The 24,760-nt window shown below is 62.5% G+C and carries 21 protein-coding genes and 2 pseudogenes; 9 read left to right on the top strand and 14 right to left on the bottom strand.

The window, feature by feature from the left end; all coding sequences use genetic code 11:
• The first annotated feature begins 8 nt into the window (after window positions 1–8).
• A complete protein-coding gene (locus NQE15_RS03690) occupies window positions 9–500 on the top strand; it encodes a dihydrofolate reductase (protein ID WP_265946647.1) in 492 nt (163 codons plus the stop codon).
• Window positions 501–595: 95 nt separating this feature from the next.
• On the opposite strand, the gene NQE15_RS03685 is transcribed toward NQE15_RS03690, so the two are convergent.
• The 3 genes from NQE15_RS03685 to apbC form a co-directional block, all read right to left on the bottom strand.
• Window positions 596–2,824 carry an arginine/lysine/ornithine decarboxylase gene (locus NQE15_RS03685; RefSeq protein WP_265946645.1) on the bottom strand — a complete coding sequence of 743 codons (2,229 nt, stop codon included), beginning with the start codon at window positions 2,822–2,824 and terminating at the stop codon, window positions 596–598.
• Between the two features lie 71 nt (window positions 2,825–2,895).
• Window positions 2,896–3,462 carry a dCTP deaminase gene (gene dcd / locus NQE15_RS03680; protein ID WP_265946643.1) on the bottom strand — a complete coding sequence of 189 codons (567 nt, stop codon included), beginning with the start codon at window positions 3,460–3,462 and terminating at the stop codon, window positions 2,896–2,898.
• Between the two features lie 72 nt (window positions 3,463–3,534).
• Complete coding sequence (gene apbC, locus NQE15_RS03675) at window positions 3,535–4,626, bottom strand: iron-sulfur cluster carrier protein ApbC (protein WP_265946641.1); 1,092 nt, start codon at window positions 4,624–4,626, stop codon at window positions 3,535–3,537.
• Between the two features lie 184 nt (window positions 4,627–4,810).
• Here apbC and metG point away from each other — a divergent pair, with 184 nt between their 5' ends.
• Complete coding sequence (metG, locus tag NQE15_RS03670; protein WP_265946639.1) at window positions 4,811–6,901, top strand: methionine--tRNA ligase; 2,091 nt, start codon at window positions 4,811–4,813, stop codon at window positions 6,899–6,901.
• A gap of 456 nt (window positions 6,902–7,357) precedes the next feature.
• Window positions 7,358–7,690, top strand: a complete 333-nt coding sequence (locus NQE15_RS03665) for a hypothetical protein (RefSeq protein WP_265946637.1) — start codon at window positions 7,358–7,360, stop codon at window positions 7,688–7,690.
• 1 nt (window position 7,691) lies between these two features.
• Here NQE15_RS03665 and NQE15_RS03660 read toward each other — a convergent pair whose 3' ends face one another.
• Window positions 7,692–7,886, bottom strand: a complete 195-nt coding sequence (locus NQE15_RS03660; RefSeq protein ID WP_265946634.1) for a CopG family transcriptional regulator — start codon at window positions 7,884–7,886, stop codon at window positions 7,692–7,694.
• 104 nt (window positions 7,887–7,990) lie between these two features.
• Between NQE15_RS03660 and NQE15_RS03655 the strand changes: the two genes are divergently transcribed.
• Window positions 7,991–9,682 carry a SulP family inorganic anion transporter gene (locus NQE15_RS03655; RefSeq protein ID WP_265946632.1) on the top strand — a complete coding sequence of 564 codons (1,692 nt, stop codon included), beginning with the start codon at window positions 7,991–7,993 and terminating at the stop codon, window positions 9,680–9,682.
• Between the two features lie 13 nt (window positions 9,683–9,695).
• Window positions 9,696–10,037, top strand: a complete 342-nt coding sequence (locus NQE15_RS03650; protein ID WP_265946630.1) for a zinc ribbon domain-containing protein YjdM — start codon at window positions 9,696–9,698, stop codon at window positions 10,035–10,037.
• A 3-nt stretch (window positions 10,038–10,040) separates the two neighbouring features.
• On the opposite strand, the gene NQE15_RS03645 is transcribed toward NQE15_RS03650, so the two are convergent.
• The 9 genes and pseudogenes from NQE15_RS03645 to NQE15_RS03605 all read right to left on the bottom strand — a co-directional run bounded on the left by NQE15_RS03645 (window position 10,041) and on the right by NQE15_RS03605 (window position 16,447).
• On the bottom strand, window positions 10,041–10,634 hold the full coding sequence (locus NQE15_RS03645) for a YybH family protein (RefSeq protein ID WP_265946628.1): 594 nt from the start codon (window positions 10,632–10,634) through the stop codon (window positions 10,041–10,043).
• Window positions 10,635–10,675: 41 nt separating this feature from the next.
• The gene (locus NQE15_RS03640; RefSeq protein ID WP_265946626.1) at window positions 10,676–11,620 is read right to left on the bottom strand and encodes a phosphatidate cytidylyltransferase; all 945 of its coding nucleotides are present in this window, start codon (window positions 11,618–11,620) and stop codon (window positions 10,676–10,678) included.
• A 5-nt stretch (window positions 11,621–11,625) separates the two neighbouring features.
• Entirely contained in the window at window positions 11,626–12,252 is a 627-nt protein-coding gene (locus NQE15_RS03635; RefSeq protein ID WP_265946624.1) for a lysophospholipid acyltransferase family protein, read from the bottom strand.
• Complete coding sequence (locus NQE15_RS03630; RefSeq protein WP_265946622.1) at window positions 12,242–12,718, bottom strand: hypothetical protein; 477 nt, start codon at window positions 12,716–12,718, stop codon at window positions 12,242–12,244. Before NQE15_RS03630 ends, NQE15_RS03635 begins: the two co-directional genes overlap by 11 nt.
• Complete coding sequence (locus NQE15_RS03625) at window positions 12,711–13,193, bottom strand: dual specificity protein phosphatase family protein (RefSeq protein WP_265946620.1); 483 nt, start codon at window positions 13,191–13,193, stop codon at window positions 12,711–12,713. Before NQE15_RS03625 ends, NQE15_RS03630 begins: the two co-directional genes overlap by 8 nt.
• Before the next feature lie 71 nt (window positions 13,194–13,264).
• Window positions 13,265–14,065, bottom strand: a complete 801-nt coding sequence (locus NQE15_RS03620) for a phosphatase PAP2 family protein (protein WP_265946618.1) — start codon at window positions 14,063–14,065, stop codon at window positions 13,265–13,267.
• Window positions 14,062–14,967, bottom strand: a complete 906-nt coding sequence (locus NQE15_RS03615; protein ID WP_265950109.1) for a class I SAM-dependent methyltransferase family protein — start codon at window positions 14,965–14,967, stop codon at window positions 14,062–14,064. The genes NQE15_RS03620 and NQE15_RS03615 overlap by 4 nt, the downstream gene beginning before the upstream one ends.
• A gap of 117 nt (window positions 14,968–15,084) precedes the next feature.
• Window positions 15,085–15,680 (bottom strand): annotated as a pseudogene (locus NQE15_RS03610) (alpha/beta fold hydrolase); the annotation flags it as partial.
• Window positions 15,681–15,832: 152 nt separating this feature from the next.
• Window positions 15,833–16,447, bottom strand: a complete 615-nt coding sequence (locus NQE15_RS03605) for a CDP-alcohol phosphatidyltransferase family protein (protein ID WP_265946616.1) — start codon at window positions 16,445–16,447, stop codon at window positions 15,833–15,835.
• Between the two features lie 255 nt (window positions 16,448–16,702).
• Between NQE15_RS03605 and chrA the strand changes: the two are divergent.
• From chrA to NQE15_RS03585, 4 genes and pseudogenes are all read left to right on the top strand, one after another.
• Window positions 16,703–18,066, top strand: a pseudogene (chrA, locus tag NQE15_RS03600) (chromate efflux transporter).
• Window positions 18,067–18,245: 179 nt separating this feature from the next.
• A complete protein-coding gene (locus tag NQE15_RS03595) occupies window positions 18,246–18,845 on the top strand; it encodes a peroxiredoxin (protein ID WP_265946614.1) in 600 nt (199 codons plus the stop codon).
• Window positions 18,846–18,975: 130 nt separating this feature from the next.
• Window positions 18,976–19,563: a response regulator gene (locus tag NQE15_RS03590; protein ID WP_265946611.1), complete on the top strand. Its 588-nt coding sequence runs from the start codon at window positions 18,976–18,978 to the stop codon at window positions 19,561–19,563.
• Window positions 19,564–19,687: 124 nt separating this feature from the next.
• Window positions 19,688–21,205 (top strand): methyl-accepting chemotaxis protein, encoded by a 1,518-nt coding sequence (locus tag NQE15_RS03585; RefSeq protein ID WP_323054947.1) that lies wholly within the window; start codon window positions 19,688–19,690, stop codon window positions 21,203–21,205.
• A 21-nt stretch (window positions 21,206–21,226) separates the two neighbouring features.
• Here the strand turns inward: NQE15_RS03585 and dnaE are convergent, their stop codons facing one another.
• Window positions 21,227–24,670: a DNA polymerase III subunit alpha gene (dnaE, locus tag NQE15_RS03580; protein ID WP_265946609.1), complete on the bottom strand. Its 3,444-nt coding sequence runs from the start codon at window positions 24,668–24,670 to the stop codon at window positions 21,227–21,229.
• Window positions 24,671–24,760 lie beyond the last annotated feature (90 nt).

Raw genomic sequence — 24,760 nt, 5'->3', positions numbered from 1 at the left:
GAACCGCCATGTCCGACATCGTTCTCATCGCCGCCGTCGCCAAAAATCGCGTGATCGGCCGCGACAACCAGCTGATCTGGAACATTCCGGAAGACATGGCGCACTTCAAGGCGCTAACCCAAGGCCACACGGTGCTGATGGGCCGCAAGACCTGGGAATCGCTGCCGCCGCGCTTCCGTCCCTTGCCCGGCCGGCGCAATATCGTGATCTCCCGGCAGACCGGCTATGTCGCCGCGGGAGCCGAAACGGCCGGCTCCCTGGAAGCCGGGTTGGCCCTGCTGGCCAGCGGCGAGAAGGTTTTCGTGATCGGCGGCGCGGAAATCTACAGCCAGGCGCTGCCCTTCGCGACGCAGATGGAACTGACCGAAGTCGACCTCGAGCCCGAAGGCGACGCCTGGTTTCCGGCCTTTGCTGCAAGCGAGTGGCAAATCGTCGACCGTCGGAGGTTCACCAGCAGCACAGGCATGACTGGCGCCTTTCTGAGCTATCGCCGGGACTAGCACCACAGACCCAGAGGCTGGCACTAGCGCCTCAGGTCACCGGAAGGTCCGACCGACATCGGGGGCAGCCCCCCCGACCGGGCGTTGATCGCGGCTTAGAGGACGCAGTCGACGTAATACCGACCGTCCCCACCCTTGACCAGACCATGGACATCGGTCTCGAAGCCGGGGAAGGCGGCATTGAATTCGCGGGCGAATTTCAGGTAGTTACAGATGGTCCGATTGAAGCGCTCGCCCGGAATCAGCAACGGAATGCCCGGCGGATAGGGGGTAAGCAGCACGGCGGTGACGCGGCCTTCGAGCTCATCGACCGGCACCCGTTCGATCTCGCGGTGCGCCATCTTGGCGAAAGCATCGGCCGGGCGCATCGCCGGCACCATGTCCGACAGGTACATCTCGGTGGTCAGGCGGGCGACGTCGTTCTGCTTGTAGACGCTGTGGATCTGCGTACACAGGTCGCGCAACCCGACACGCTCGTAGCGCGGGTTCTTCTGGACGAACTCAGGCAGCACCTTCCACAGCGGATGGTTCTTGTCGTAATCGTCCTTGAATTGCTGCAGCGCGGTGACCAGCGTGTTCCAGCGGCCCTTGGTGATGCCGATGGTGAACATGATGAAGAAGCTGTACAGGCCGCACTTCTCGACGATAACGCCATGCTCGGCCAGGTACTTGGTGACGATGGCGGCCGGGATGCCGAATTCGTCGGCAAAATCGCCATCGACGTCGAGGCCCGGGGTGATGATCGTCGCCTTGATCGGATCGAGCATGTTGAAGCCGTCGGCCAGGTTGTTGAAACCGTGCCAGCGCTCGCCCGGCTTGAGCATCCACGCTTCACGTTCCTCGATACCTTCTTCGGAGAGGTCGTCCGGCCCCCAGACCTTGAACCACCAGTCGACGCCCCACTCCTCGTCCACCTTGCGCATGGCGCGGCGGAAATCGAGTGCTTCGGCAATCGATTCCTCGACCAGCGCCGTACCGGCCGGTTCTTCCATCATCGCCGCCGCCACATCGCAGGAGGCGATGATCGAGTATTGCGGCGAAGTCGAGGTGTGCATCAAATAGGCTTCGTTGAAGATGTCGCGGTCGAGCTTCTGGTTCTCGGCATCCTGGACCAGAATCTGCGAGGCCTGGCTCAGACCGGCCAGCAGCTTGTGCGTCGATTGGGTCGAGAAAATCATCGACTCCTTGCAGCGCGGCCGGTCAGCGCCGATGGCGTGGTAGTCGCCGTAGAAGTCGTGGAAGGCGGCGTGCGGCAGCCAGGCTTCGTCGAAGTGCAGGGTGTCGATCTTGCCGTCCAGTTCCTGCTTGATGTCCTCGACGTTGTAGAGGATGCCGTCATACGTCGACTGGGTGATGGTCAGCACGCGCGGCTTGGCCGTCTTGTCGGTGATGAAGGGGTTGGCGGCGATCTTCTTCTGGATGCTTTCCCAGGCGAATTCGCTTTTCGGGATCGGGCCGATGATGCCGAAATTGTTGCGCGTCGGCATCAGGAAGACCGGAATGGCCCCGGTCATCATGATGGCGTGCAGAATGGACTTGTGGCAGTTGCGGTCGACCACGACGATGTCGTTCGGCGCGACGGTCGAGTGCCAGACGATCTTGTTCGACGTAGACGTGCCGTTGGTCACAAAATACAGGTGGTCGGAATTGAAGATGCGCGCCGCGTTGCGCTCCGAAGCGGCGACCGGGCCGGTGTGGTCGAGCAGCTGACCGAGTTCCTCGACGGCGTTGCAGACGTCGGCGCGCAGCATGTTCTCGCCAAAGAACTGGTGGAACATTTGGCCGACGGGCGACTTCAGGAAGGCAACGCCGCCCGAGTGGCCGGGGCAGTGCCAGGAATACGAACCGTCGGCGGCGTAATGGACCAGCGCCCGGAAGAACGGCGGGGGCAGCGAATCGAGATAGGCCCGGGCTTCGCGCTTGACGTTGCGGGCGATGAATTCCGGCGTGTCCTCGAACATGTGGATGAAGCCGTGCAGTTCGCGCAACACGTCGTTCGGGATGTGGCGCGAGGTACGGGTTTCGCCATGCAGGAAGATGGGAATCTCGGCATTGCGGTTGCGGATTTCCTTGACGAAGGCGCGCAGCTCGGCCAGCGTCTCTTCCGGCTCCATCGCCAGTTCCTCGTCGTCGATCGACAGGATGAAGGCCGAAGCCCGGCTCTGCTGCTGGGCAAACGAGGTCAGGTCGCCGTAACTGGTGACGCCGAGCACTTCCAGACCTTCCTTCTCGATGGCTTCGGCGAGTGCCCGGATGCCAAGGCCGGAGGTATTCTCCGAGCGGAAGTCTTCGTCGATGATGATGACGGGGAAGTGGAAGCGCATGGTGAATCCTTAAAAAGCGGCGACCCGCCGCAGCGGGTCACAGAATAAGACGGTTTCGTTACGGACTGGCGTCAGATTTTGGGCAGGGTAACGCCTTCCTGCCCCTGGTACTTGCCACCACGATCCTTGTACGAGGTCTCGCAGACTTCATCGGACTCGAAGAACAGCACTTGAGCGCAGCCTTCACCGGCGTAGATTTTGGCCGGCAGCGGTGTCGTGTTCGAGAACTCCAGGGTGACATGGCCTTCCCATTCCGGCTCGAACGGAGTGACATTGACGATGATCCCGCAGCGGGCATAGGTCGATTTGCCCAGGCAGACGGTCAGCACTGAACGCGGAATGCGGAAGTATTCCATGGTCCGGGCCAGCGCGAAGGAATTCGGCGGAATGATGCAGACGTCGGACTCGATCTCGACGAAGGACTTCGGATCGAAATTCTTCGGATCGACGACGGTCGAGTTGATATTGGTAAACACCTTGAACTCGCGGGCACAGCGGATATCGTAGCCGTAGCTCGAGGTGCCGTAGGAAACGATCTTTTGGCCATTCTCCTCGCGCACGAGGTCCGGCGAAAACGGCTCGATCATGCCGTGCTCTGCCGCCATGCGGCGTATCCATTTGTCTGATTTGATGGCCATTTCTTCTCGTCCGCGCTACAAAAAGCAAAGGCGGGATTTTACCCGCCTTTGCCTGCCAAAATGTCTACAAAATCACGTGTTTTGTACGACGATATTGGGGAATTTCGAGGTCATGTCCTTGGCCTTCTCGGCAATCTTGACCGCGACACGGCGAGCGATGCTGCGGTAGATCTCGGCGGTCCGCGAATCCGGGGCACCGACCACGGTCGGCTTGCCGCCGTCGGCCATCTCTCGGATCGCCATTTCCAGGGGCAGGCTACCAAGGAATTCGACGCCGTAATCGGCACACATCTTCTCACCGCCGCCGGTACCGAAGATGTGCTCCTCGTGGCCGCAATTCGAGCAGATATGGATGCTCATGTTTTCGATGATGCCGAGAATCGGGACATTGACCTTCTCGAACATCTTCAGACCCTTGCGCGCATCGATCAAGGCGATGTCCTGCGGCGTGGTGACGATCACCGCCCCGGTCACCGGCACTTTCTGGGTCAGGGAGAGCTGGATGTCGCCGGTGCCCGGCGGCATGTCGACGATCAAATAATCGAGATCGCGCCAGTTGGTCTGGCCGAGCAACTGGTCGAGCGCCTGGGCGACCATCGGGCCGCGCCAGACCATCGGCGTTTCGACATCGACCATGAAACCGATCGACATCGCCTGCAGGCCGTAAGCCTCGAGCGGCTCCATGCTGTTGCCGTCCTTGGATTCAGGCTGCTGGCCGGCCAGGCCAAGCATCTGCGGCTGCGACGGACCATAGATGTCGGCGTCGAGGATGCCGACGCTGGCCCCTTCCTGGACCAGAGCCAGAGCGAGGTTAACGGCGGTCGTGCTTTTTCCCACACCACCCTTGCCGGAGGCAATGGCGATGATGTTCTTGACACCGGGCAGCAGCTTGACGCCCAGTTGCACCGAGTGGGCGACCACCTTGGAATAGACATTGGCCGAGACGTTGCCGACACCGGGCAGGGTGCGCACGGCGGCGATCACCTGCTTACGGATGCCATCGATCTGCGTTTTCGCCGGATAACCGAGTTCGACGTCGAAGGCGATGTCGTCGCCATCGATTTTGACGTTCTTCACTGCCTTGCCGCTAACGAAATCCTTGCCTGTATTGTGGTCGACCGCAGCGCTGAGAGCGGTCTTGATCTGCTGTTCTGTAAGACTCATGAAAACTCCGGGTTGGGATGGCACAGTCGGGAATACCCGAGCGATTTCGTCCAGTATAGCGCAAGGGGTTTGGCTTGTTCAGCCTTGCCGGCCGGTCACGCGATTATTGCGCAATTCGCTAACAACGGCGCGCTCCGGTCGCTCGCGGTAAAATTGCGCTTTATTTTTCAGCCCGCCCTCTCCCATGCCGCGCAAAATCCTCGTCACCTCTGCCCTGCCCTATGCCAACGGCGCCATTCACCTCGGCCATCTGGTCGAATACATCCAGACCGACATCTGGGTGCGCTTCCAGAAAATGGCCGGCAACGAATGCTGGTACGTCTGCGCCGACGACACGCATGGCACGCCGATCATGCTGCGCGCCGAGAAGGAAGGGATCACGCCGGAACAATTGATCACCCGCGTCCATGGCGAACATGCCCGCGATTTCGCCGGCTTCGGCGTCGGTTTCGACAATTTCTACAGCACCCATTCCGACGAAACCCGCGACTGCGCCAATGACATCTACGGCAAGCTCAAGGCGGCCGGCCTGATCGAGACGCGGACCATCGAGCAGTATTACGACCCGGTCAAGCAACTGTTCCTGCCCGATCGCTTCATCAAGGGCGAATGCCCGAAATGTCATGCCAAGGACCAGTACGGCGACAACTGCGAAGTCTGCGGCGCCGCCTACGCGCCGACCGACCTGATCGAGCCCTATTCGGCGGTCTCCGGCGCCAAGCCGGAACTGCGCACTTCCGAGCACTACTTCTTCAAACTCTCCGACCCGCGCTGCGAGGCTTTCCTGCGCCAGTACACCTGCCGCGACAACGGCGTGCTGCAGGCGGAAGCCGCCAACAAGATGCAGGAATGGCTGGGCGCCCCCGGCGAGAACAAGCTGACCGACTGGGACATTTCGCGCGACGCGCCGTATTTCGGTTTCGAAATCCCCGATGCCCCGGGCAAGTACTTCTACGTCTGGCTCGACGCCCCGATCGGCTACATGGGCTCCTTCAAGAACCTCTGTAACAAGAACGGCCTGGACTTCGACGAATACTTCAAGCCGGATTCGACGACCGAGCTCTATCACTTCATCGGCAAGGACATCCTCTACTTCCACGCCCTGTTCTGGCCGGCCGAACTGGCCCATGCCGGCTACCGCACGCCGACCAAGATATTCGCCCACGGTTTCCTGACCGTGGACGGCGCAAAAATGTCAAAGTCGCGCGGCACCTTCATCACCGCCCAAAGCTACCTCGATACCGGTCTGAACCCGGAATGGCTGCGTTACTACTACGCCGCCAAGCTGTCGGCGACCATGGAAGACATCGACCTCAACCTGGAAGATTTCGGCGCCCGGGTCAATTCCGACCTGGTCGGCAAATACGTCAATATCGCCAGCCGTTCGGCCGGCTTCATCGCCAAGCGCTTCAACGGCCAGCTCGCCCCGGCTGCCGCCGACCTGCCGGCGATCAAGGCCATCCAGGAAGCCGCACCGCGCATCGCCGAACTCTACGAAGCCCGCGAATTCGCCAAGGCGATGCGCGAAATCATGGCCCTGACCGACGCCGCCAACCAGTACGTCGATAGCGTCAAGCCCTGGGAACTGGCCAAGCAGGAAGGCAAGGAAGTCGAACTGCATGCCGCCTGTTCGAATGCCCTGAACCTCTTCCGCCTGCTTACCGTGCTCCTGAAGCCGATCCTGCCGGTGCTCGCCGGCAAGGTCGAAACCTTCCTGAACATCGCGCCCCTGGCCTGGACCGACGCCCAAAGTCTGCTCGCCGCCGGCCATGGCATCAACGCCTACGCGCACCTGATGACCCGCGTCGATCCCAAGCTGATCGAAAAGCTGGTCGAAGCCAACAAGGAGTCGCTGGCCCCCGCCCCCGAGGCGCAATCGCCGCAACGCCACGCCGAGCATCAGCAGAAGGAAGCCAGCGCCGAAGTCGCTGCCGGGCCGCTGTGCACGATCGACGACTTCATGAAGGTCGACCTGCGCATCGCGCGCATCGCCAATGCCGAGCACGTCGAAGGCGCCGACAAGCTGGTTCGCCTGACGCTGGACATCGGCGACGAGCGAACACGCAATGTCTTCGCCGGCATCAAGGCGGCCTATGATCCAGCCCAGCTGATCGGCCGCCTGACCGTGATGGTCGCCAATCTGGCACCGCGGAAGATGAAATTTGGGTTGTCCGAAGGCATGGTGCTGGCCGCTTCCGATACGGATGGAAAAACACCGGGCCTCTTCCTGCTCGCGCCCGATTCCGGCGCTCAACCAGGAATGCGAGTTAAATAAATCGATGCCGAACGGAATGGCTCGCCGAGCGGGCCATTCCTTGTTGCGCTGCAACAAAACCGCAACAAACCTCATGTAACACTTTAAGTTAACACCCCAATGCCACCCCTGACTTTGCTCTTTTCAATCTATCCACAAAATCTGTGGATAAGTCTGTGAATGAATCGTGGAGCCTTACGCTAAGTCACGGTGCCACAAGGCTTTTCCTTACCCCGCCCGAAAACTGAGCGCACTTCTAACCAACTGATTTAAAAGCAATTAATAAAATACAGCCAGATATGTCAAATCCGGCATAGCGGCACACGAACCCCGCCAATGTCAACTCGGCCACTGTGCATAAGTCGTAGTCTTGACATTCCCTTTGTCAAGTCTTTTACAAGATTAGATTCACGGGTTGCGCATTACGCTGCTACCTACCGCAAAATAACCGCCCCATATCACGGACGACCGCCAGCCATGTTCAATTCGCCACTACGCCCGCCCCGGCCGCGCCTGACCGGACCGATTTTTCTCTATGCGTTGGTCGATGTTTTCGGACTGTCCTGCGTCGGCATTGGCGCCAGCTGGTTTGCCGCTGGCAAGGGGGCGATCCTCACCAACTTTCCGGCGTCGGCCGTTGAAGCCGTGGCCTGCACGGCCGGTGGTGCGGTCGTCATGATCTGGGCGGTCGCCCGCATCCTGCGCGAAATCGCCAAACAGGCACCGGAAATGCAGGGGCGCTACGATGCCTACATCGCAGCCCACCACCCGGACAAGGTGCGGAAGACCCCCGAGGCCGGGCAGGACTGAATTATTCGGCGCTCTTGCCGGCCGCCTTCAGCCACTCCGGCAACTCGCGGTTGCCGGCATTGTCGATGATGTACTGACGAACCAGGCGGCGCACAACCTGCGAGGGCGTCAGATCATTGGCGGCGCAGATTTCCTCGAAGATCTTCTTCTTGCGTGGATCGATCAGGATGGTCAGGCGCGCAGTGCGGTTCTCCATGGGATTCTCTTTTTAATACGAATCTCACGATGTTAACATACGATTAACATTGACCAATCATTGGGCGCTCATATAATCCTGCGCTTACCCTTCGAGCGCATGCCATGAAAATCGCCTTCCACCCCAAGCTGCTGGATTGTCTGCCAGGCTACAACCGGGCGCAATTCGGCAAGGATCTGGCTTCGGGGATCACGGTCGGCGTCCTCGCCCTGCCGCTCGCCATGGCCTTCGCCATCGCCTCGGGGTGCTCGCCGGCCGCCGGCATCTGGACCGCAATCGTCGCCGGCCTGATCACCTCGGCGTTCGGCGGCTCGCGGGTGCAGATCGGCGGCCCGACCGGCGCCTTCATCCCCATCGTGTACGGCATCGTCGCCATGCACGGCTTCGCCAACCTGATGGGGGCGACCATTCTCGCCGGCATTTTTCTGCTCGCCATGGGCCTGGCACGGTTGGGGCAACTGATCCGTTTCATCCCGATCACCGTCGTCATCGGCTTCACCAACGGCATCGCCGTCGTCATCTTCCTCGCCCAGATCAAGGACTTCTTCGGCCTGAAAATCGACAACCTGCCGGCCGAATTCTTTCACCGCATCCAGACCCTGGCCGCCAACGCCCACACCGTCGATCTGCCGACCCTGGCCCTGGCTACCGCCTGTTTCGTTTTCCTGCTCTCCTACAATCGACTGGCCCAGCGCATTGCCGTACTGCGCCGCGCCCCCGGACCGCTCGCCGTGTTGCTGATCGGCACCCTGGCCGCCTTCCTGTTCGACCTGCCGGTCGAAACCATCGGCAGCCGCTTCAACGGCATTCCGCAGGAACTGCCCAATTTCGGCCTGCCCGACCTGTCGATCCACGATTTCGGCAAGCTGATCCCGCCGGCCATCACCATCGCCCTGCTCGGCGCCATCGAGTCGCTGCTCTCGGCCCGCGTCGCCGACGGCCAGATCGACGACCGCCACGACCCCAACCAGGAGCTGGTCGCTCAGGGCTTGGCCAATATCGCCGCCCCGCTCTTCGGCGGTTTTGCAGCGACCGGCGCCATCGCCCGCACGACAACCAACGTCAAGTCCGGTGGCCGCACGCCGATCGCCGGCATCATCCATGCCCTCGTCCTGCTTGGCATCGTCCTGATCGCCGCCCCGCTCGCTTCCTACGTGCCGCTCGCCACGCTGTCGGCGATCGTCATGGTGGTCGCCATCAATATGGGCGAATGGCACGAATTCAAGAAGTTGCGCCGTTTCTCCTACAACTACCGGGTCATCCTGCTCGCCACCTTTTTCGTCACTGTCGTCTTCGACCTGACCATCGCCGTCGAACTGGGCATGGTGCTGGCCAGCCTGTTCTTCATCTACCGAATGTCGGAACTGACCCGCGTCGAACGCCGGCATCTGCGCGAAGAAGCCAGCGAGCCGCAATTCCTCTACCCGGACGGCACGATGCGCGTTGCCGCCTGGCAGTTGTTCGGCTCGCTGTTCTTCGGTGCCGTGAACAAACTCGAAGTATTACTCGACCCGGCGGCCGGCCACCCGGAAGTCGTCATCCTCGACATGACGCAACTGATCCAGCTCGACACCACCGGCCTCGAGGGCCTGGAAAACCTGCTTGACAAGCTGCACAAGCGCGGCTGTACGCTGCTCGTCTGCGGTCTCAATTCACAACCCGGTTCGCTGCTCTATCGCTCCGGCTTCGTCGATCACCTGGGCGACGACAACGTCTGCCCCGACCTCTCCTCGGCCCTCAAGCGCGCCTATATCCTGCTGCCCAACCTGATGGGCAACTCTGAAGAAGATTACTGAAAAGGAAAACACCATGAGCGATTTGCCCAAATGCCCCCAATGCAGCTCCGAATACACCTACGAGCAGGGCAACATGTTCGTCTGCCCGGAGTGCGCGCATGAATGGAGTCAGGATGCGGCGGCCGCCAACACCGAGCAGGCGCGAGTCTGGAAGGACGCCAACGGCAACCTGCTTCAGGACGGCGACAGCGTCACGGTGATCAAGGACCTGAAGATCAAGGGCTCGTCATCGGTCGTCAAGGTCGGCACCAAGGTCAAGAACATCCGCCTGGTCGATGGCGACCACGACATCGACTGCAAGATCGACGGCATCGGCGCAATGCAACTGAAGTCGGAGTTCGTCAAGAAGGCCTAGTCCTCACACCGGGCGGCGGCGCCGGAAATAAGCCCAGGCGGCGGCCAGCAACAGGCCGCCCAGCAAGCCGCCGACACCGGTGAGCAGGGCAAAGCGTTCGAGTTCGCTGATCAGCGCATTGTTGAAGGTATTCGTGGACAGATTGAGGGCGATGATCTTCCATTGCCCGTCGACCTTGCGCAGGCTCGCCGTCCACCGCGAACTGAAGTTGAAAACGGAACGGCGGTGCGGCGTGAACTCGTCTTCGGTCGTCCCGTTAGCCACCGCCACGTCACCGTAGAATATCGCCGGCTGGCTGATCTTCGGGTGCGTCTGATACTTGCTGAGCACGGTATCCGGCCCGCTGCCGACCATGCGCTTGAAGTAGGCACGCACGCCATCCGGACCTTGCGAGACTTCGGCATTGAGCCAGGTGACGACGGCTTTGTCGTCGATATGCCTGACCATCAGTTCGATATTGGCATCGTTGATGCCGTGCTCGATGTCGCCGAGGATGCCCAGCAATTGCTGGCGATCAGCGGCGCGCTCGTCTTCGCCAAAAGCCAGAGAGGTACCGAGCACCAGGCTCAGCAGAAAGACCAGGAGGGAATTTCGCATGCTTTGTCCTTTCGGAAGGGTGTTGTGGATAAGGGGCCGGCTCAGGGAACCCACCAGTAACGGACGATGTGAAAGAAAATCGGCGCCGAAAAGCTGATCGAATCGACCCGGTCGAGCATGCCGCCATGACCCTCGATCATGCTGCCCCAGTCCTTGACCCCGCGGTCGCGCTTGATCGCCGAGAGGACCAGGCCGCCGAAAAAGCCCATCATGTTGATGGTCAGGGCGATCAGAGCCGCCTGCCAGGGGTTGAACGGCGTGATCCACCATAGGGCAGCGCCGACCGCGGTCGAGGTCAGGACCCCGCCGATTAGCCCCTCCAGGGTCTTCGAGGGCGAGATCGCGGGCAGGATCTTGCGCTTGCCGAGCAGTTTCCCCCATACATACTGGAAGACGTCGCTGGACTGCACGGTCAGCACCAGAAAAGCGATCAGCAGCGCATTGCGCCCTTCGTAGCCGGGGATTTCCAGCGTCATCAACGCCGGCACGTGCGACAGGCAATAGACGCCGATCATCAGGCCCCATTGCATCTTGGCGGCGCGTTCGAGAAAACGGGTAGTATCGCTGCCCAAAGTGGCGGCAATCGGCAGCAGCAGGAAGGCGTAGACCGGGATCAGGATGGAAAACAGGCCATACCAGTTGGAGGCGATCAGAAAATACTGCACCGGCAGAAAGAAGAAGAAACACCAGACCAGCGCCTGGTGATCGCCGCGCCGGGTATGGGTCAGCGAGATGAACTCGCGCAGGCACTGAAAAGAAATGAAGGCGAACAACAGGATGATGCCCAGCGGCCCGACCCAGAAAGCCAGGGCGAGCAGGCCGATCATCGCCCACCATGCCTTGATGCGGGCGTTCAGGTTGTCGATCGTGGCACTGACCTGGCCCGGCGCGAGGCGGAATTTGAGCGCCGCGCCGATGCCGCTGGCGACCAGCAGCAGGGCGAAAACGCCGCCGAACACCGAAATGAGCGTTTCCTGAGGATTCATCGTTTCTAGTCGCCGGGAGGGGCCAGCGCCAGCATGCTTGCCCGGGCGCGTTCGAGAAAGTCGGGCTTGCTCTCGTCAGGCCGGATTTCGAGGGCCTGACCGAAACACAGTGTGCATAACAGCGGAATCGGAATCAAGGCCCCCTTGGGCATCACCCGCCCCAGATTTTCGATCCAGACCGGAATGAACTCGACCTCGGGATGGGCCCGGGCCAAATGGTAGAGACCGCTCTTGAAGGGCAGGAGTCCCACGCCGGGGTTGCGGGTGCCTTCGGGGAAAACGATCAGCGAATCGCCCTCGGCCAGCGCCGCGTTCATCTGTTCGAGCGGATTGAAGGCATGGTGACGACCGGCGGCCGGGGCAATCAGCACGCCGCGAAAAACCCGTTCAACGATGAAGCGGCGCCATGCACCGCGCTGCCAGTAATCGGCCCGAGCCACCGGCCGCGTCCGGCCGCGCAATGCGCCAGGCAGGGCTGCCCAGATCAGGACGAAATCGCCGTGGCTGGTGTGGTTGGCGAAGTAGATGCGCTGCCGGGCAGTCGGCGAACTGCCGCGCCACAGCGCACGCACCCCGGTCACCGCCTTGGCGAAGGCACAGATGGCGGCAGCCGTTAAGTGTTCAAAGGCCATGACCGAAAAGCCCGATCAGCTTGAGGCTGGCAGCGGTAAGCAAGACAAAGAACTGGCAGGCCAGACAGAGCCCCTGTTTGCGCAGCAAGGCGCAGGCCCCGGCAATCCGTTCATCGAGGCTGCGCGCGGCCAGCGCCGTGGCCGGACGCAGATGCATGCGCAGCAATGCCTGGTCGAATTCGGCCAGGGCGACATCCGGCGCGAAGCTTTCCGTTACCGGCCACTGCCCGGCCCAGGCGGCAAAGATGCGTTGATCGAAGGCGACGCGCAGAGCGTAAATATTTTCCAGGCCGCCCAGGAACACCCCCAACAACAAAATGAACTGCGCCACCCCGTTGCCCCCGCTCCACAGCGCCGCTGCCAATGCCAAAAGCGTCAAGGCCGTGCTGAGCCGGTCCAGGCTCCGCCCCCCGTCGAGCCAAAGTGCCGTCAGGCTGGCCCGCTGCCCGGCACTCGGCTCAGCCATGCGCCGCCTTCGGATCGGCTAGTGCCCCCTGCAAAGCCGCGCGATGCGCCGCTCCGAGTACGACCGGCGGACGGCAGGCCGCGATCAGCTGAACGGCTTCGTCGATCCCGCCTGCCCGGCCGGTCCGCAGCAGCCAGGCGGCGACCGCCGCGGCACTGCGCGAGTAGCCGAGGGCGCAACAGACCAGCAACGGGCCTTGCCGACGTAGCGTGTCGATGGCATCGGCGGCCAGAACCAGCTCCGCGCTCGTTGGCGGCACAAGATCCAGCCAAGGCCGATTGAGATAGGACCAGCCCCCCTGTGGCGCCGGCAACTCCGCCGTCAAATCGAGCAGGCCGGCGAATCTCCCCGTTGCCATCTCACGCCGGGTCTGCATGCGACCCAGCCAGACACCATCGGCAACCTGCACCGGAGCCGGCTGGCGCGACGTCCATAGCCGCGAATTGAGCCAGGCGGCGGCAAGGTAAGGCGCCAACAGCCAGCTACTGGCAAGGCTGAGACGAGCTTCCCGCTTCTGGAAGCCGGCCGCCCCCAAGGCAAGATAGATCAGGCCGACCAGGCCAAGGGCGACGGCCGGCCAGAGCAGCCACCAGGCGAATCCGCCGATCGAGCCCGCAGCAATGCAGAGCAGCGCCGCCGCCAGGTAAGCCCGGCGATCCGGCGGCGCGCCGGGGACGGAGTGAAAGACCACCGCCGCGGCCTGGCGAGCGCGTCATCCGGCCACAGCCAGAGGCAGAGCAAACCGACCAGCGCCCCGGTCGGCACATCGAAGAAGTGATGCTGGTAGGTGGTCAACACCGAGAGCCCAATCAGCCCCGCCCAGCCATGCGTCAGCAGACGCCAGAAACCGCGGCTGGCTTCGGCAAACCGCACCCAGAGAACGACCAGCAGCGCGATGTGCAAGGACGGGGCCTGATTGAAAGGCTGGTCAAAACCGGCCAGGACATCGAACATCGTGCCGAACAGACCGCTCGTGGCCGGTCGTTGAAAACTGAAGTGCAGCGGAAAAACGATGAAGCAGCTGATGCAGATTAGTTGCGCCGTCAGCAGACGCAGGGCATGCGTATCGACCGCCCGGCAGCTGCGGCAGAGCAGAAAAGATAGACCGTAGAGCAGATCAATCGACCAGTAGGGGACGATGGTCCACGGCACAAACGGGATATGGCGCTCCCAGTCGAACAGCATGATGCCGGGAACGGCCTGGGTTGCCGCCCACCAGTTGGCGAAGCCGTAGGAAAGAAAGAAGAAGGGACCGAGAAAGAGCAGCCAGACGACACCGCGTCGCCAGGGCAGGGCCTCCGCCGATGTCGCCGGCGCGACCAGTGCAGTCGCCGCGCTTTCGTTCATGCGCTGGCGCGGCGACGGGCCAGCGAGACCGTGAAAATGCCCCACTGATCGATCCGCTGCTCGATTTTTTCAAACCCCGCCTCGGCCACCAGCTGATCCATTTCGGCCTGGGTCCGGCGACGCATGACCCAGGCTTGCCCTTGCCGATGGCTGGTCAGCGCGCGGGCGATCAGTTCGAGTTGCGGATGCCAGGGTTGCCCGGTGTACAACAGAAAGCCGCCCGGTTCGACGGCGGCCGCCAGCCCGGCCAAGGAGCGGCGTACCGCATCGTTTTCCGGAAACAGTTCATAAAGCCCGGAGACGATGCCGATCGTGGGCTTCGGTGTCACCGCCGCCAGCGAGGCGGCATCGAAGGCGTCGCCGGGGACAAAGCGGGCGATGCCGGCCAGCCCCTTTTGTTCGATCAACGCCGCGCCTGCCCGCACGTTCAGATCGCTGAAATCGCGCAGCAGGATCGAGGCCGGCCGATGCGGGTACTGCTCCAAAGCCTCCAACACGTAACGCCCGTGACCGGCGGCAATATCCATGACATGGATATCGCCTTGCTCGCCATGCCGGACATCCATTGCCCGGCGCAGCAATTCCTCGATATGCAGCTTGCGCTGACGGATGCCGCGCCAGCCGATGGCGTTCAGGTAGTTACTGTCGATCATCCGGCCGAGCAGCCCGCGTCCGGTCGGCGTATTGCGGTAGATGTAATCGAGCGTGCTGCCCGAATCGAAGCCGGTGGCGTGGCCGAGGCGCACGCCGGCCGAGAGCAGGCCGCCGATCTTCATGCCGAAGCGGGTCGCCGCCCAGTACAGGCCGCGGGGGCTGAGCAGCGACAGCGGCCGGGCCAGGGCCAGCGACTCGTCGTGAGTCGCCCCGCGGCGGTCGGCGTCGTTGAGGTCGGGGCGTTGCACGGGCTGGGCAAAAGCCTCGAGAATGAAACGCCGGGCCGGGGCGGTGGCCCGCTGGCGATCCAGTTCGCCCAGCGTGTCGTGGTAGAAGCCGTCAAGGACATGCTTCTCCTTGACCGGCGCGCCGAGGCGCTCGAAGAACTCGTGCTGTGGGGCGTGATGCACCACCCAGTCGGCGCCCGAGATCAGCAACTGGGTGGGGACGGTGATCGCCTGGGCATCGGCGACCACCCGCTCGGCAGCCGCATACAGATCGAGCAGGATATTGACCGAGATCGGCCGACTGATCAGCGGGTCGTTGTTGTACGACGACTGGCGGGCCGGATCGTGGGTCAGGAACTTGGCCTTGACGTAACTATTGACGAAGAAATTGCCGCGCAGGCGCTGTATCAGGCGCAAGCCCGGCCGGGCCAGCGGCACGTAGAGCTTGACCTTGAAAGCCGGCGAAGCGAGCACCTGGCAGCGAATCCGCGGTGCGTAGTCGTGGGCCCAGGTGGAGATCAGGACGGCGCCGACGCTTTGCGCGACGATGGCCAGATCTTCCTCGGCAAGGCCGTGGACAGCAGCGAGATGATCGACAAAAGTCTGCACATCGCGCACCGAGGTCGCGAACCCGGGCGAATAGCCGCGCTCCCCGGGCGAATGGCCATGACCCGGGCATCCCAGGCGAAGAAGTCGAAACCCGGCAAATCCAGTTCGTCCACCAGATGGGCCATCCGCGCCGAATGCTCGTGACCGCGATGGAAGAGCAGAACAGCGCCGCGCCGCTCGGCCCGGTCGCTGGCCAGTGGCGATAGAACAACTCGACATTGTCGTGGGTGGAAAAAGTGTGTTCGCTTGCCTGGCGGGGAATGGTCATCTTGAACCCTCAGGAAGAAAGGTCAGCGGCCTGCTGCAAGCCACTGCGGATACGGTTGACAATATTCAGGAGGATCAGCGCCGACACCGCCGGCATCAGCCAGACCGCCCACGCCGGCAGGCTGCCCGCCAGGCCCAGCCACAAGCCCAGCCCGCCGAAGACGAGCGCCCGGTCGCTCTTGCCCATCGGGCCGTCGTAGGCGCGCGGCGCACCGACCATCGGCGCCAGCGCTCCGGTCATTTCCGAGAGGCTGGAAAGGAAGATCACCGCCCCGACGCTGGCCCAGCCGAAGGGGGCAACGGCAACGAAGGGCAAATACAGGGCGGCATCGGAAACGACATCGCTGAGTTCGTTGAGATAGGCCCCGAGGCGGGTCTGCTGGCCGTGTTCGCGGGCCAGCATGCCATCTACCGCGTTGAACGCCATGCGCAGAAACATCCACAGGGGCAGGAGCAGGAACAGTGACGGCGCGGTCGCGCCGAGCAGCACGCCGCCCAGCGCGCAGGAGATCGCCATGGCCAGCAGGGTGATCGCGTTGGCGGTGACGCCCGCCGCCGCCAGTTGCCTGACCAGAGGGCGAAGTAATGATTGAAAGCGCGGTTTGAGCTGATAGATGCTGATCATCAAAGCGACGGGAACAATGGCCGGGACTGACTATAGCATGCCAAACGCAAGGACATCGGCATTGGAAATCCGCCCCTTGCGGGCGATGAACCGAGCGTACGAAGCACTGCCGCACCTGGGGGCCGCCGGCAAGCTGATCTGCTCGTTCAGCAACTTGCGTCCGGCAAGCGCGCTTCTGGCATCCTTACGACTTTGCAGCCGCGCGCCGTCCGGTTCGCGAACCGACAGCCCCCCTCAGAAAGCGACAGCGTCGTCATGAACCGCCCTACCGCCACCGTGACCGAGTCACCGGACGCCACCCCGGCCCGGGTGCCGTTCTGGGAAGCCTTCCGTTTCTGGCTCAAGCTCGGCTTCATTAGCTTCGGCGGCCCGGCCGGGCAGATTTCGCTGATGCATCAGGAACTGGTCGAGAACCGGCGCTGGCTGTCTGAACGGCGCTTTCTCCATGCCCTGAACTACTGCATGGTGCTGCCCGGCCCGGAAGCCCAGCAACTGGCCACCTACATCGGCTGGCTGATGCACCGAACCGCGGGCGGCATCGTCGCCGGCACCCTGTTCGTGCTGCCCTCGCTGTTCATCCTGATCGCGCTGTCCTGGGTCTATGTCGCCTTCGGCGAGGCGCCGCTGGTTGCCGGACTGTTCTTCGGGATCAAGCCCGCGGTCACCGCCATCGTCGTCCAGGCCACCCACCGCATTGGCTCCCGCGCACTGAAGAACGGCGCCCTGTGGGCGATCGCCGGCGCCGCCTTCGTCGCCATCTTTGCCTTCGACGTGCCTTTCCCGGCCATCGTCGCCGCCGCCGCCCTGATCGGCTACTTCGGCGGACGGCTCGCCCCGGGCGCTTCGCCGCCGGCGGCGGCCATGGCCAGGCCGCCTCGTCGTTTGGCCGCGCCCTGATCGACGACGACACCCCGACCCCGCCGCATGCCCTGTTCACCTGGCAGAGGCTGCTCCGGGTCGCCGTTGTCGGCGCCCTGCTTTGGCTGATCCCGATGGGGCTGCTGACCGCCGTCCATGGTTGGGATCACACCTTGACCCGGATGGGCTGGTTCTTCACCAAGGCCGCCCTGCTCACCTTCGGCGGCGCCTATGCCGTGCTGCCCTACGTTTATCAGGGCGCAGTCGGGCAATATGGCTGGCTGACCCCGATCCAGATGATCGACGGCCTGGCTCTCGGCGAAACGACACCGGGACCACTGATCATGGTCGTCGCCTTCGTCGGCTTCGTCGGCGCCTACGGACAGGCGATCTTCGGGCCGGATAGCCTGTTCCTGGCCGGCGTGCTAGCGGCCGCCCTGGTCACCTGGTTCACCTTCCTGCCCTCATTCCTTTTCATCCTGGCCGGCGCGCCGCTGATCGAAACCACCCACAACGACCTCAAATTCACTGCTCCGCTCACCGCCATCACGGCCGCCGTGGTCGGCGTCATCCTCAATCTGGCGCTGTTTTTTGCCTATCACGTCTTCTGGCCGCAGGGCTTTGCCGGCAGTTTCGACGGTCTCTCGGCCGTCATCGCGCTGGCCGCCGCGATCGCGCTCTTCCGCTACAAGATGCAGGTGATCCATGTCATCGTGGCCAGCGCGGTAATCGGCCTGGCCCTCAAGGCTGTGGTCGCCTGACGCGGACGACCTGTCTCACCCATTTTTTTCACGGCGCAGCCATGCCGGCGCCAGCTGCTTTCCAGGCCAGCCGGAGCTGACCCAATCCGGGCAAGGCTCATCAAATGCTCGTTTGACATGGCATCCCCCCTTCGCTAAATTTCAAGTTTCCCCCAAACAATCATCATAAGGAGTTCCCCATGGCCGTTCTCGTTGGCAAGCAAGCCCCGGATTTCACCGCCACCGCCGTTTTTGGCAACAACGAAATCAAGGAACTGAAGCTCTCCGATTTCAAGGGCAAACCGGTTGTCCTGTTCTTCTATCCGCTCGACTTCACCTTCGTTTGCCCCTCCGAACTGATCGCGTTCGATCATCGCCTGGAAGAGTTCAAGCAGCGTGGCGTCGAAGTCATCGGCGTCTCAATCGATTCCCAGTTCACCCACCTGGCCTGGAAGAATACCGCGATCAAGGACGGCGGCATCGGCCAGGTTGGCTACCCGCTGGTCGCCGACGTCAAGCACGACATCTGCCGCGCCTACGACGTCGAACTCGAAGCCGCCGGCGTTGCCCTGCGCGGTTCCTTCCTGATCGACAAGACTGGCGTCGTCATGCACCAGGTGGTCAACATGCTGCCGCTCGGCCGCAATATCGACGAAATGCTGCGCATGGTCGACGCCCTGCAATTCTTCGAAGAACACGGTGAAGTCTGTCCGGCCGGCTGGAACAAGGGCAAGCCCGGCATGACCGCCAGCACCGAAGGTGTTGCCGCCTACCTGGCCAAGAACGCCAAGAAGCTGTAATAAGAGAAAGCGCGCCCGCTGGTCACAGTTTGACGAATCCCGAAAGCATCATGGCTTTCGGGACTTTCGCCTGTAACTCCCGGGCGTTAACCGCTAGAATTTGCTGTACTTGCACCAATCGAAACCCACCATGGCAGACACAGAATTCCTCAGTACCCGGCAAGCCGCTCTGCGTCTGGGAGTTTCCCTTGGCACCGTGCAAAACATGGTGGAAAGCGGCGCCCTTGAAGCCTGGAAAACCGCCGGCGGCCATCGCCGCATTCCCGCGACCTCGGTCGACCTGCTGCTCGCCCGGCGCAAGAACCACTCGCCCGGCCCCCAGGAACCCAGCAACCCGCTGGACATTCTGATTACCGAAGACGACCCGACCCTGCAATTACACTACCAGCTGACCATGGAAGGCTGGAATATGCCGCTCAAGCTGCGCATCGTCGACAACGGTTTCGAAGGCTTGCTCCAGGTCGGGCAACGCCCGCCCGACGTGCTGATCGCCGACCTTATGATGCCCGGCATGGACGGCTTCGAGATGATTCGCCGCCTACGAGCCAATCCCGATCTGTCGCGGATGGACATCATCGTCGTCAGCGCCATCGACCGCGAGGAAATCCGGAAACGGGGCCTGCCGCCCGACGTGACCGTCTTCGGCAAACCGATCCCCTTCCACGAAATCAAGGGTTTTCTGCTCGGACGCGTCGCGGCACGCCAGCGGCCGCAATAAAGCCATTTAACCGACCGGCGCATCGCCTCGATTCGTGCCACCGCGCGGCAATCAGGGGCGTATGATGCACTACTGTTTTCGGTTGCCGGCAGCCAGGCACAACAATTAAAACAGGGAGGATGACATGGGGTTTTTCGGCAATAGTGCCGCACTCAACAAGATCGACAGCGATATCGCCGCCATTGCCGATGGCAAGGCCGATCTCTCGCATGTCGTCGGCGTCGCCGGCAGCGACGCGCCGGGCAGGATTTCCGGCAATATCAATCGCTTCTTCAGCCGCGTTCGCGGACTGATTTCCCACGCCCGGGAACGCAGCGTCAGCATCGCCGCCGACGCCGCCCGGATGAATCACATGGTGCAACTGACTGGCGACGCGGTACGCCGCCAGGAAGTGCTGGCCAGCGAGATCTTCGATTCGAGCAATCGAGTCAATCAGGCGGTCGGCGAAGTGGCGACCAACTCGGACGCCATCCAGACCTCCACCAAGAACAATCTGGACCTTGCCGAACGCTCGCTGGAACAGATGGAAACGGTGGCCAGCACGATGCGCTCGACCAACCAGCACATCGAGCATTTCTCCTCGACGGTCGGTGAGTTGCACACTAGCTCGATGAAGATCAACGAGATCGTCTCGCTGATCAACGACATCTCCGACCAAACCAACCTGCTGGCGCTCAATGCCGCGATTGAAGCGGCACGCGCCGGCGAAGCCGGGCGCGGTTTCGCCGTGGTCGCCGACGAGGTGCGCAAGCTGGCCGAAAAGGTCAAGAAGGCCACCCAGGTCATCGGCCAGAACACCCAGTCGATGATCAACCTGGTCGCCGACACCTCGGCCAAGACGCAAACCATCGTCAGCGAAGTAACCAAGGCCAACGGCTACATCGAAACCTCGGCGGCCGACCTGACGACCATGGTCGGCGATTTCAAGCGCACCACCGAGCAGCTTTCTACGATCGCCGGGGCCATTGCCAATCTGCGCGACAGCAATCAGACCATCCACAGCGAAGTCACCGAAATCCGCAATCACTCGACCGACATTTCCGGACGCATGAAACAGTGCCTGGATTCGGCCAAGACCTTGCGCGAATCGACTGAAAACCTGCAATGCACGCTGGCCGATTTCCGCACCGGCAACAGCATGTTCGACACCCTGCACGACAAGTGCGCTGGCTTCCGCGACAACGTTGCCGGCATCCTGCAGAAAATGGCCGATCGCGGCCTCAACGTCTTCGACCAGGCCTACAAGGACATTCCCGGTTCCAACCCGAAACGCTACACCACGGCCTACGACGGACAGTGCGATGCCGAGTTGACCCGTCTCTACGACGACCTGCTGCGCGAGGTGCCGGGCCTGACCTATTCGCTGGCTGTCGACAGCAATGGCTATGCTCCGGCGCACAACGGGGCATTCTCCAATCCGCCGAGCGGCGATCCCGTGGTCGACCTCGCCAAGTGCCGCCACAAGCGCATCTTCAACGACCCGGTCGGCCTGAAACTGGCGAAAAACCAACAGTCCTCGCTATTCCAGACTTACGTCCGCGATACCGGCGAAATCCTCAACGACCTGTCGATGCCCGTCGTCATCGGCGGCCGGCATTGGGGTGCGGTGCGCATCGGCTTCAAGACCGAACTGGTCGTTTAGCCAACCGCCAACCACCCGCCGCTAAAAGACGATCTCGACGTTTTCCGGCTGTAGCCAGCCGCGCAGGGCGTCGAGCAGTTCGTCGTCGAGCTTGACCCTGAGCGCCTCGCCGAGCGCGATTTCGCACTCGGCCGTGGCGTTCCGGTAGCGCAGGCGGACCGGCGCCGGACCAGGGGCAAACGGCACCAGCAGGCTTTTCAGTTTCTGGGCATCGGAGTTGCCGTTCATTTTCAACAGCAGATGCCGGGAAAACCGCGCCCGCGCTTCTCCCAGCGTCATCAGTTTGTCAGCAGCGACGCTGTTGCTGCCGGAAAACTCGTCGAACCGGACCTTGCCTTCAATAATCAGCACCTCGTCGGTGACGATCTTGGCCCGCTCGGCTTCAAACAGTTCGTTGAAGACCGAGACTTCGATCATTCCGGTCCCGTCGTCAAGCTGGACGAAGAGCATCTTGCCGCGCCGGGTCATCATTGCGCGCACGCCGACCACCACGCCGGCCAGCATCGTCAGTTCCTTGGCCGGCTGCAACTGGTTGAGCGGCCGTTTGACGAAGCGCGCCAGTTCCTTCTTGTAGGTGTTGTACGGATGGCCGGAGAAGAAGAAGCCGAGCGCCGTCTTTTCCTGCATCAACTGCGTCTTCTCGTCCCAGGGCTTGACCGGGATGTACTGCGGCGCATGCTCCTCGGCGGCCGGCCCGACATCGAACAGGCTGGACTGCATGGCATTGCGCTCGGCGTGATCGGCAAATTCCATGGCGATGCCGACCGAGGCCAGCAGCTTGTGGCGGTCGGCATCGATGCTGTCGAAAGCTCCTGCCTTGATCAGCGCCTCGGTGGTCCGCCGATTGACCATGCGCTTGTCGCAGCGCTGACAGAAATCGAACAGGTCCTTGAACGGCCCGCCGGCTTCGCGCGCCCGCAGGATGTCGTTGACCGCCTGTTCGCCGGTGCCCTTGACCGCCCCCAGGCCGTAGCGGATGGTCTTGCGATCGACCGGCTCGAAACGGTAATTCGAGGCATTGACGTCGGGGCCGAGCACCTTGACCTTGTTGGCGACGGTGTCCTCGTAGAAAATCTTCACCGAATCGGTGTTGTCCATGTCGGACGACATGGTCGCCGCCATGAAGGCCGCGCAGTGGTGCGCCTTGAGCCAGGCGGTGTGATAGGTGACGACGGCGTAGGCGGCGGTGTGCGACTTGTTGAAGCCGTATTCCGCAAACTTGGTCATCAGGTCGAACAACTGCTCGGCGAGCGCCGGGTCGTAGCCCTTTTCCTTGGCGCCGGCGGCGATCGTCTCGCGGTGCTTGGCCATTTCCTCGGGCTTCTTCTTGCCCATCGCCCGGCGCAGCATGTCGGCGCCACCCAGCGTGTAGCCGCCGATAATTTGCGAAATCTGCATCACCTGTTCCTGGTACACGATGACGCCGTAGGTCGGCGACAGGCAGGCGGTCAGGTCGGGGTGGAAATAGTCGATCTTCTGCTGGCCCTTCTTGCGCAGGATGAAGTCGTCGACCATCCCGGAGCCGAGCGGGCCGGGACGGTAGAGGGCGAGCACAGCGATGATGTCTTCGAAACGGTCGGGCGCCAGCTTCTTCAGGAGCTTCTTCATGCCCTCCGATTCGACCTGGAAGATCGCCGTCGTATTGGCGTCCTTGAGAATCTGGTAGGCGGCCGGATCGGTGAAGCCGAGGCTCATCAGGTCGAGTTTCTCGCCGGTCATGCGGCGGATGTACTCGACGGCGAGCTCGATAATCGTCAGATTGCGCAGGCCAAGGAAGTCGAACTTGACCAGGCCGACCTTCTCGACGTCGTCCTTGTCGAATTGCGAGACGGTCGACGCATCGCTGCCCGTCGCCTGGTAGATCGGGCAGAACTCGGTGATCTTGCCCGGCGCGATCAGCACGCCGCCGGCGTGCATGCCGACGTTGCGCGTCAAGTCCTCGAGGCGGCCGGCCAGATCGAACAGCTCGCGGATGGTTTCACCATCGCCGTCGCCTTCCATCATCTCCTTGAGCTGTGGCTCCTGCTCCAGGGCCTCGGCCAGCGACACCGGCTTGTTCTGGACGATCGGGATGAGCTTGGAAATGCGGTCGCACATCGAGTAGGGCAAGCCGAACACCCGGCCAACGTCGCGGATCACCGCCTTCGAGGACATCGTACCGAAGGTGGCGATCTGGCTGACCGCGTCCTCGCCGTAGTGCTGGCGGACGTACTCGATGACGCGCCAGCGGTTGTCCTGGCAGAAGTCGACGTCGAAGTCGGGCATCGACACCCGCTCCGGATTGAGGAAGCGCTCGAACAGCAGGGCGTAGGCCAGCGGATCGAGGTCGGTAATCATCAGGCTATAGGCGACCAGCGAGCCGGCACCCGAGCCCCGCCCCGGCCCAACCGGCACGCCGTTGGCCTTGGCCCACTTGATGAAGTCGGCCACGATCAGGAAGTAGCCGGGGAAGCCCATCTGGACGATGGTGTTGCACTCGAAAACCATGCGCTCGTCGTACTCGGGCCGGCGCTTGAGGCGCTCCTCCGGGTCCGGGTAAAGCTGCGCCAGGCGGATTTCCAGACCGGCCTTGGCTTCGGCGACGAGGAATTCGTCGATCGTCATGCCGGGCGGAATCGGGAAGTTGGGCAGGAAGTTCTTGCCCAGGGTCAGTTCGATATTGCAGCGCCGGGCAATTTCCAGCGAGTTTTCCAGGGCTTCCGGCAGGTCGGCAAAGAGCTCGGCCATCTCGGCCTGGGTCTTGAAATACTGTTCTTCGGTGTAGATTTTCGGCCGCCGGCTGTCGCCCAGCACATAACCTTCGGCAATGCAGACCCGCGCCTCGTGGGCCCGGAAGTCGTCGCGGGTCATGAACTGGATCGGGTGGGTGGCGACCAGCGGCAGGCCGAGTTCGCCGGCGAGGTCGGCGGTCTGGTGGACGATGGCCTCCTGCTGCGGCTGACCGTAGCGCTGCACTTCCAAATAGAAGGCGCCGGGAAAGATCGCTTCCCAGGCCTTGGCCCGTTCGCCTGCCAGCTCGAAATTACCGTTGATCAGGGCCTCCCCGACATCGCCGAGATGGGCGCCAGAGAGCGCGATCAGGCCGTCGCTGCCGATTTCGGCGAACCACTCGCGGCGAATCTCGGCACGGTCGCGCCGGCCTTCGACCAGATAGGCCTTGCTCAGCAGCTCGCATAACTGCTGGTAACCGGCCCGGTTGCGGACCAGCAGCAGCAGGCGATAGGCATCGTCGGGCGACTCCGGGTTGGTGATCCAGACATCGGCCCCGGCCACCGGCTTGACCCCCTTGCCACGCGCCCCGGAATAGAACTTGACGAGGCCGAACAGATTGCCGAGATCGGTCAGGGCCAGCGCTGGCATGCCGTCGCCGGCGGCGCGCTTGACGGCATCGCCGACGCGGACGATGCCGTCGGTCACGGAGTATTCGGAATGGAGGCGGAGGTGGACGTAGCGCGGGGAAGTCATGGGCGCAATTTTACCGCGCCGGGGCATGGCCCTCGAAGCGCGATTACATTTTGCCCAGCCATCGGCTAGATTAGCGGTTTCGAATAATTC

The sequence above is a fragment of the Dechloromonas sp. A34 genome (genome assembly GCF_026261605.1).
Classification (GTDB): Bacteria; Pseudomonadota; Gammaproteobacteria; order Burkholderiales; family Rhodocyclaceae; genus Azonexus.
This window is presented reverse-complemented; position numbering and strand designations above follow the sequence as displayed.

What these genes read in the sequence shown, in the direction of transcription:
- NQE15_RS03590 (WP_265946611.1), top strand. Translation starts at nt 18,976, where the DNA reads ATGGCAGACACAGAATTCCTCAGTACCCGGCAAGCCGCTCTGCGTCTG.
- NQE15_RS03655 (WP_265946632.1), top strand. Translation starts at nt 7,991, where the DNA reads ATGAAAATCGCCTTCCACCCCAAGCTGCTGGATTGTCTGCCAGGCTAC.
- NQE15_RS03605 (WP_265946616.1), bottom strand. Translation starts at nt 16,447, where the DNA reads ATGATCAGCATCTATCAGCTCAAACCGCGCTTTCAATCATTACTTCGC.
- NQE15_RS03645 (WP_265946628.1), bottom strand. Translation starts at nt 10,634, where the DNA reads ATGCGAAATTCCCTCCTGGTCTTTCTGCTGAGCCTGGTGCTCGGTACC.
- NQE15_RS03650 (WP_265946630.1), top strand. Translation starts at nt 9,696, where the DNA reads ATGAGCGATTTGCCCAAATGCCCCCAATGCAGCTCCGAATACACCTAC.
- NQE15_RS03690 (WP_265946647.1), top strand. Translation starts at nt 9, where the DNA reads ATGTCCGACATCGTTCTCATCGCCGCCGTCGCCAAAAATCGCGTGATC.
- NQE15_RS03685 (WP_265946645.1), bottom strand. Translation starts at nt 2,824, where the DNA reads ATGCGCTTCCACTTCCCCGTCATCATCATCGACGAAGACTTCCGCTCG.
- metG (WP_265946639.1), top strand. Translation starts at nt 4,811, where the DNA reads ATGCCGCGCAAAATCCTCGTCACCTCTGCCCTGCCCTATGCCAACGGC.
- dcd (WP_265946643.1), bottom strand. Translation starts at nt 3,462, where the DNA reads ATGGCCATCAAATCAGACAAATGGATACGCCGCATGGCGGCAGAGCAC.
- NQE15_RS03620 (WP_265946618.1), bottom strand. Translation starts at nt 14,065, where the DNA reads ATGAACGAAAGCGCGGCGACTGCACTGGTCGCGCCGGCGACATCGGCG.
- NQE15_RS03635 (WP_265946624.1), bottom strand. Translation starts at nt 12,252, where the DNA reads ATGGCCTTTGAACACTTAACGGCTGCCGCCATCTGTGCCTTCGCCAAG.
- dnaE (WP_265946609.1), bottom strand. Translation starts at nt 24,670, where the DNA reads ATGACTTCCCCGCGCTACGTCCACCTCCGCCTCCATTCCGAATACTCC.
- NQE15_RS03640 (WP_265946626.1), bottom strand. Translation starts at nt 11,620, where the DNA reads ATGAATCCTCAGGAAACGCTCATTTCGGTGTTCGGCGGCGTTTTCGCC.
- apbC (WP_265946641.1), bottom strand. Translation starts at nt 4,626, where the DNA reads ATGAGTCTTACAGAACAGCAGATCAAGACCGCTCTCAGCGCTGCGGTC.
- NQE15_RS03630 (WP_265946622.1), bottom strand. Translation starts at nt 12,718, where the DNA reads ATGGCTGAGCCGAGTGCCGGGCAGCGGGCCAGCCTGACGGCACTTTGG.
- NQE15_RS03665 (WP_265946637.1), top strand. Translation starts at nt 7,358, where the DNA reads ATGTTCAATTCGCCACTACGCCCGCCCCGGCCGCGCCTGACCGGACCG.
- NQE15_RS03660 (WP_265946634.1), bottom strand. Translation starts at nt 7,886, where the DNA reads ATGGAGAACCGCACTGCGCGCCTGACCATCCTGATCGATCCACGCAAG.
- NQE15_RS03595 (WP_265946614.1), top strand. Translation starts at nt 18,246, where the DNA reads ATGGCCGTTCTCGTTGGCAAGCAAGCCCCGGATTTCACCGCCACCGCC.
- NQE15_RS03585 (WP_323054947.1), top strand. Translation starts at nt 19,688, where the DNA reads ATGGGGTTTTTCGGCAATAGTGCCGCACTCAACAAGATCGACAGCGAT.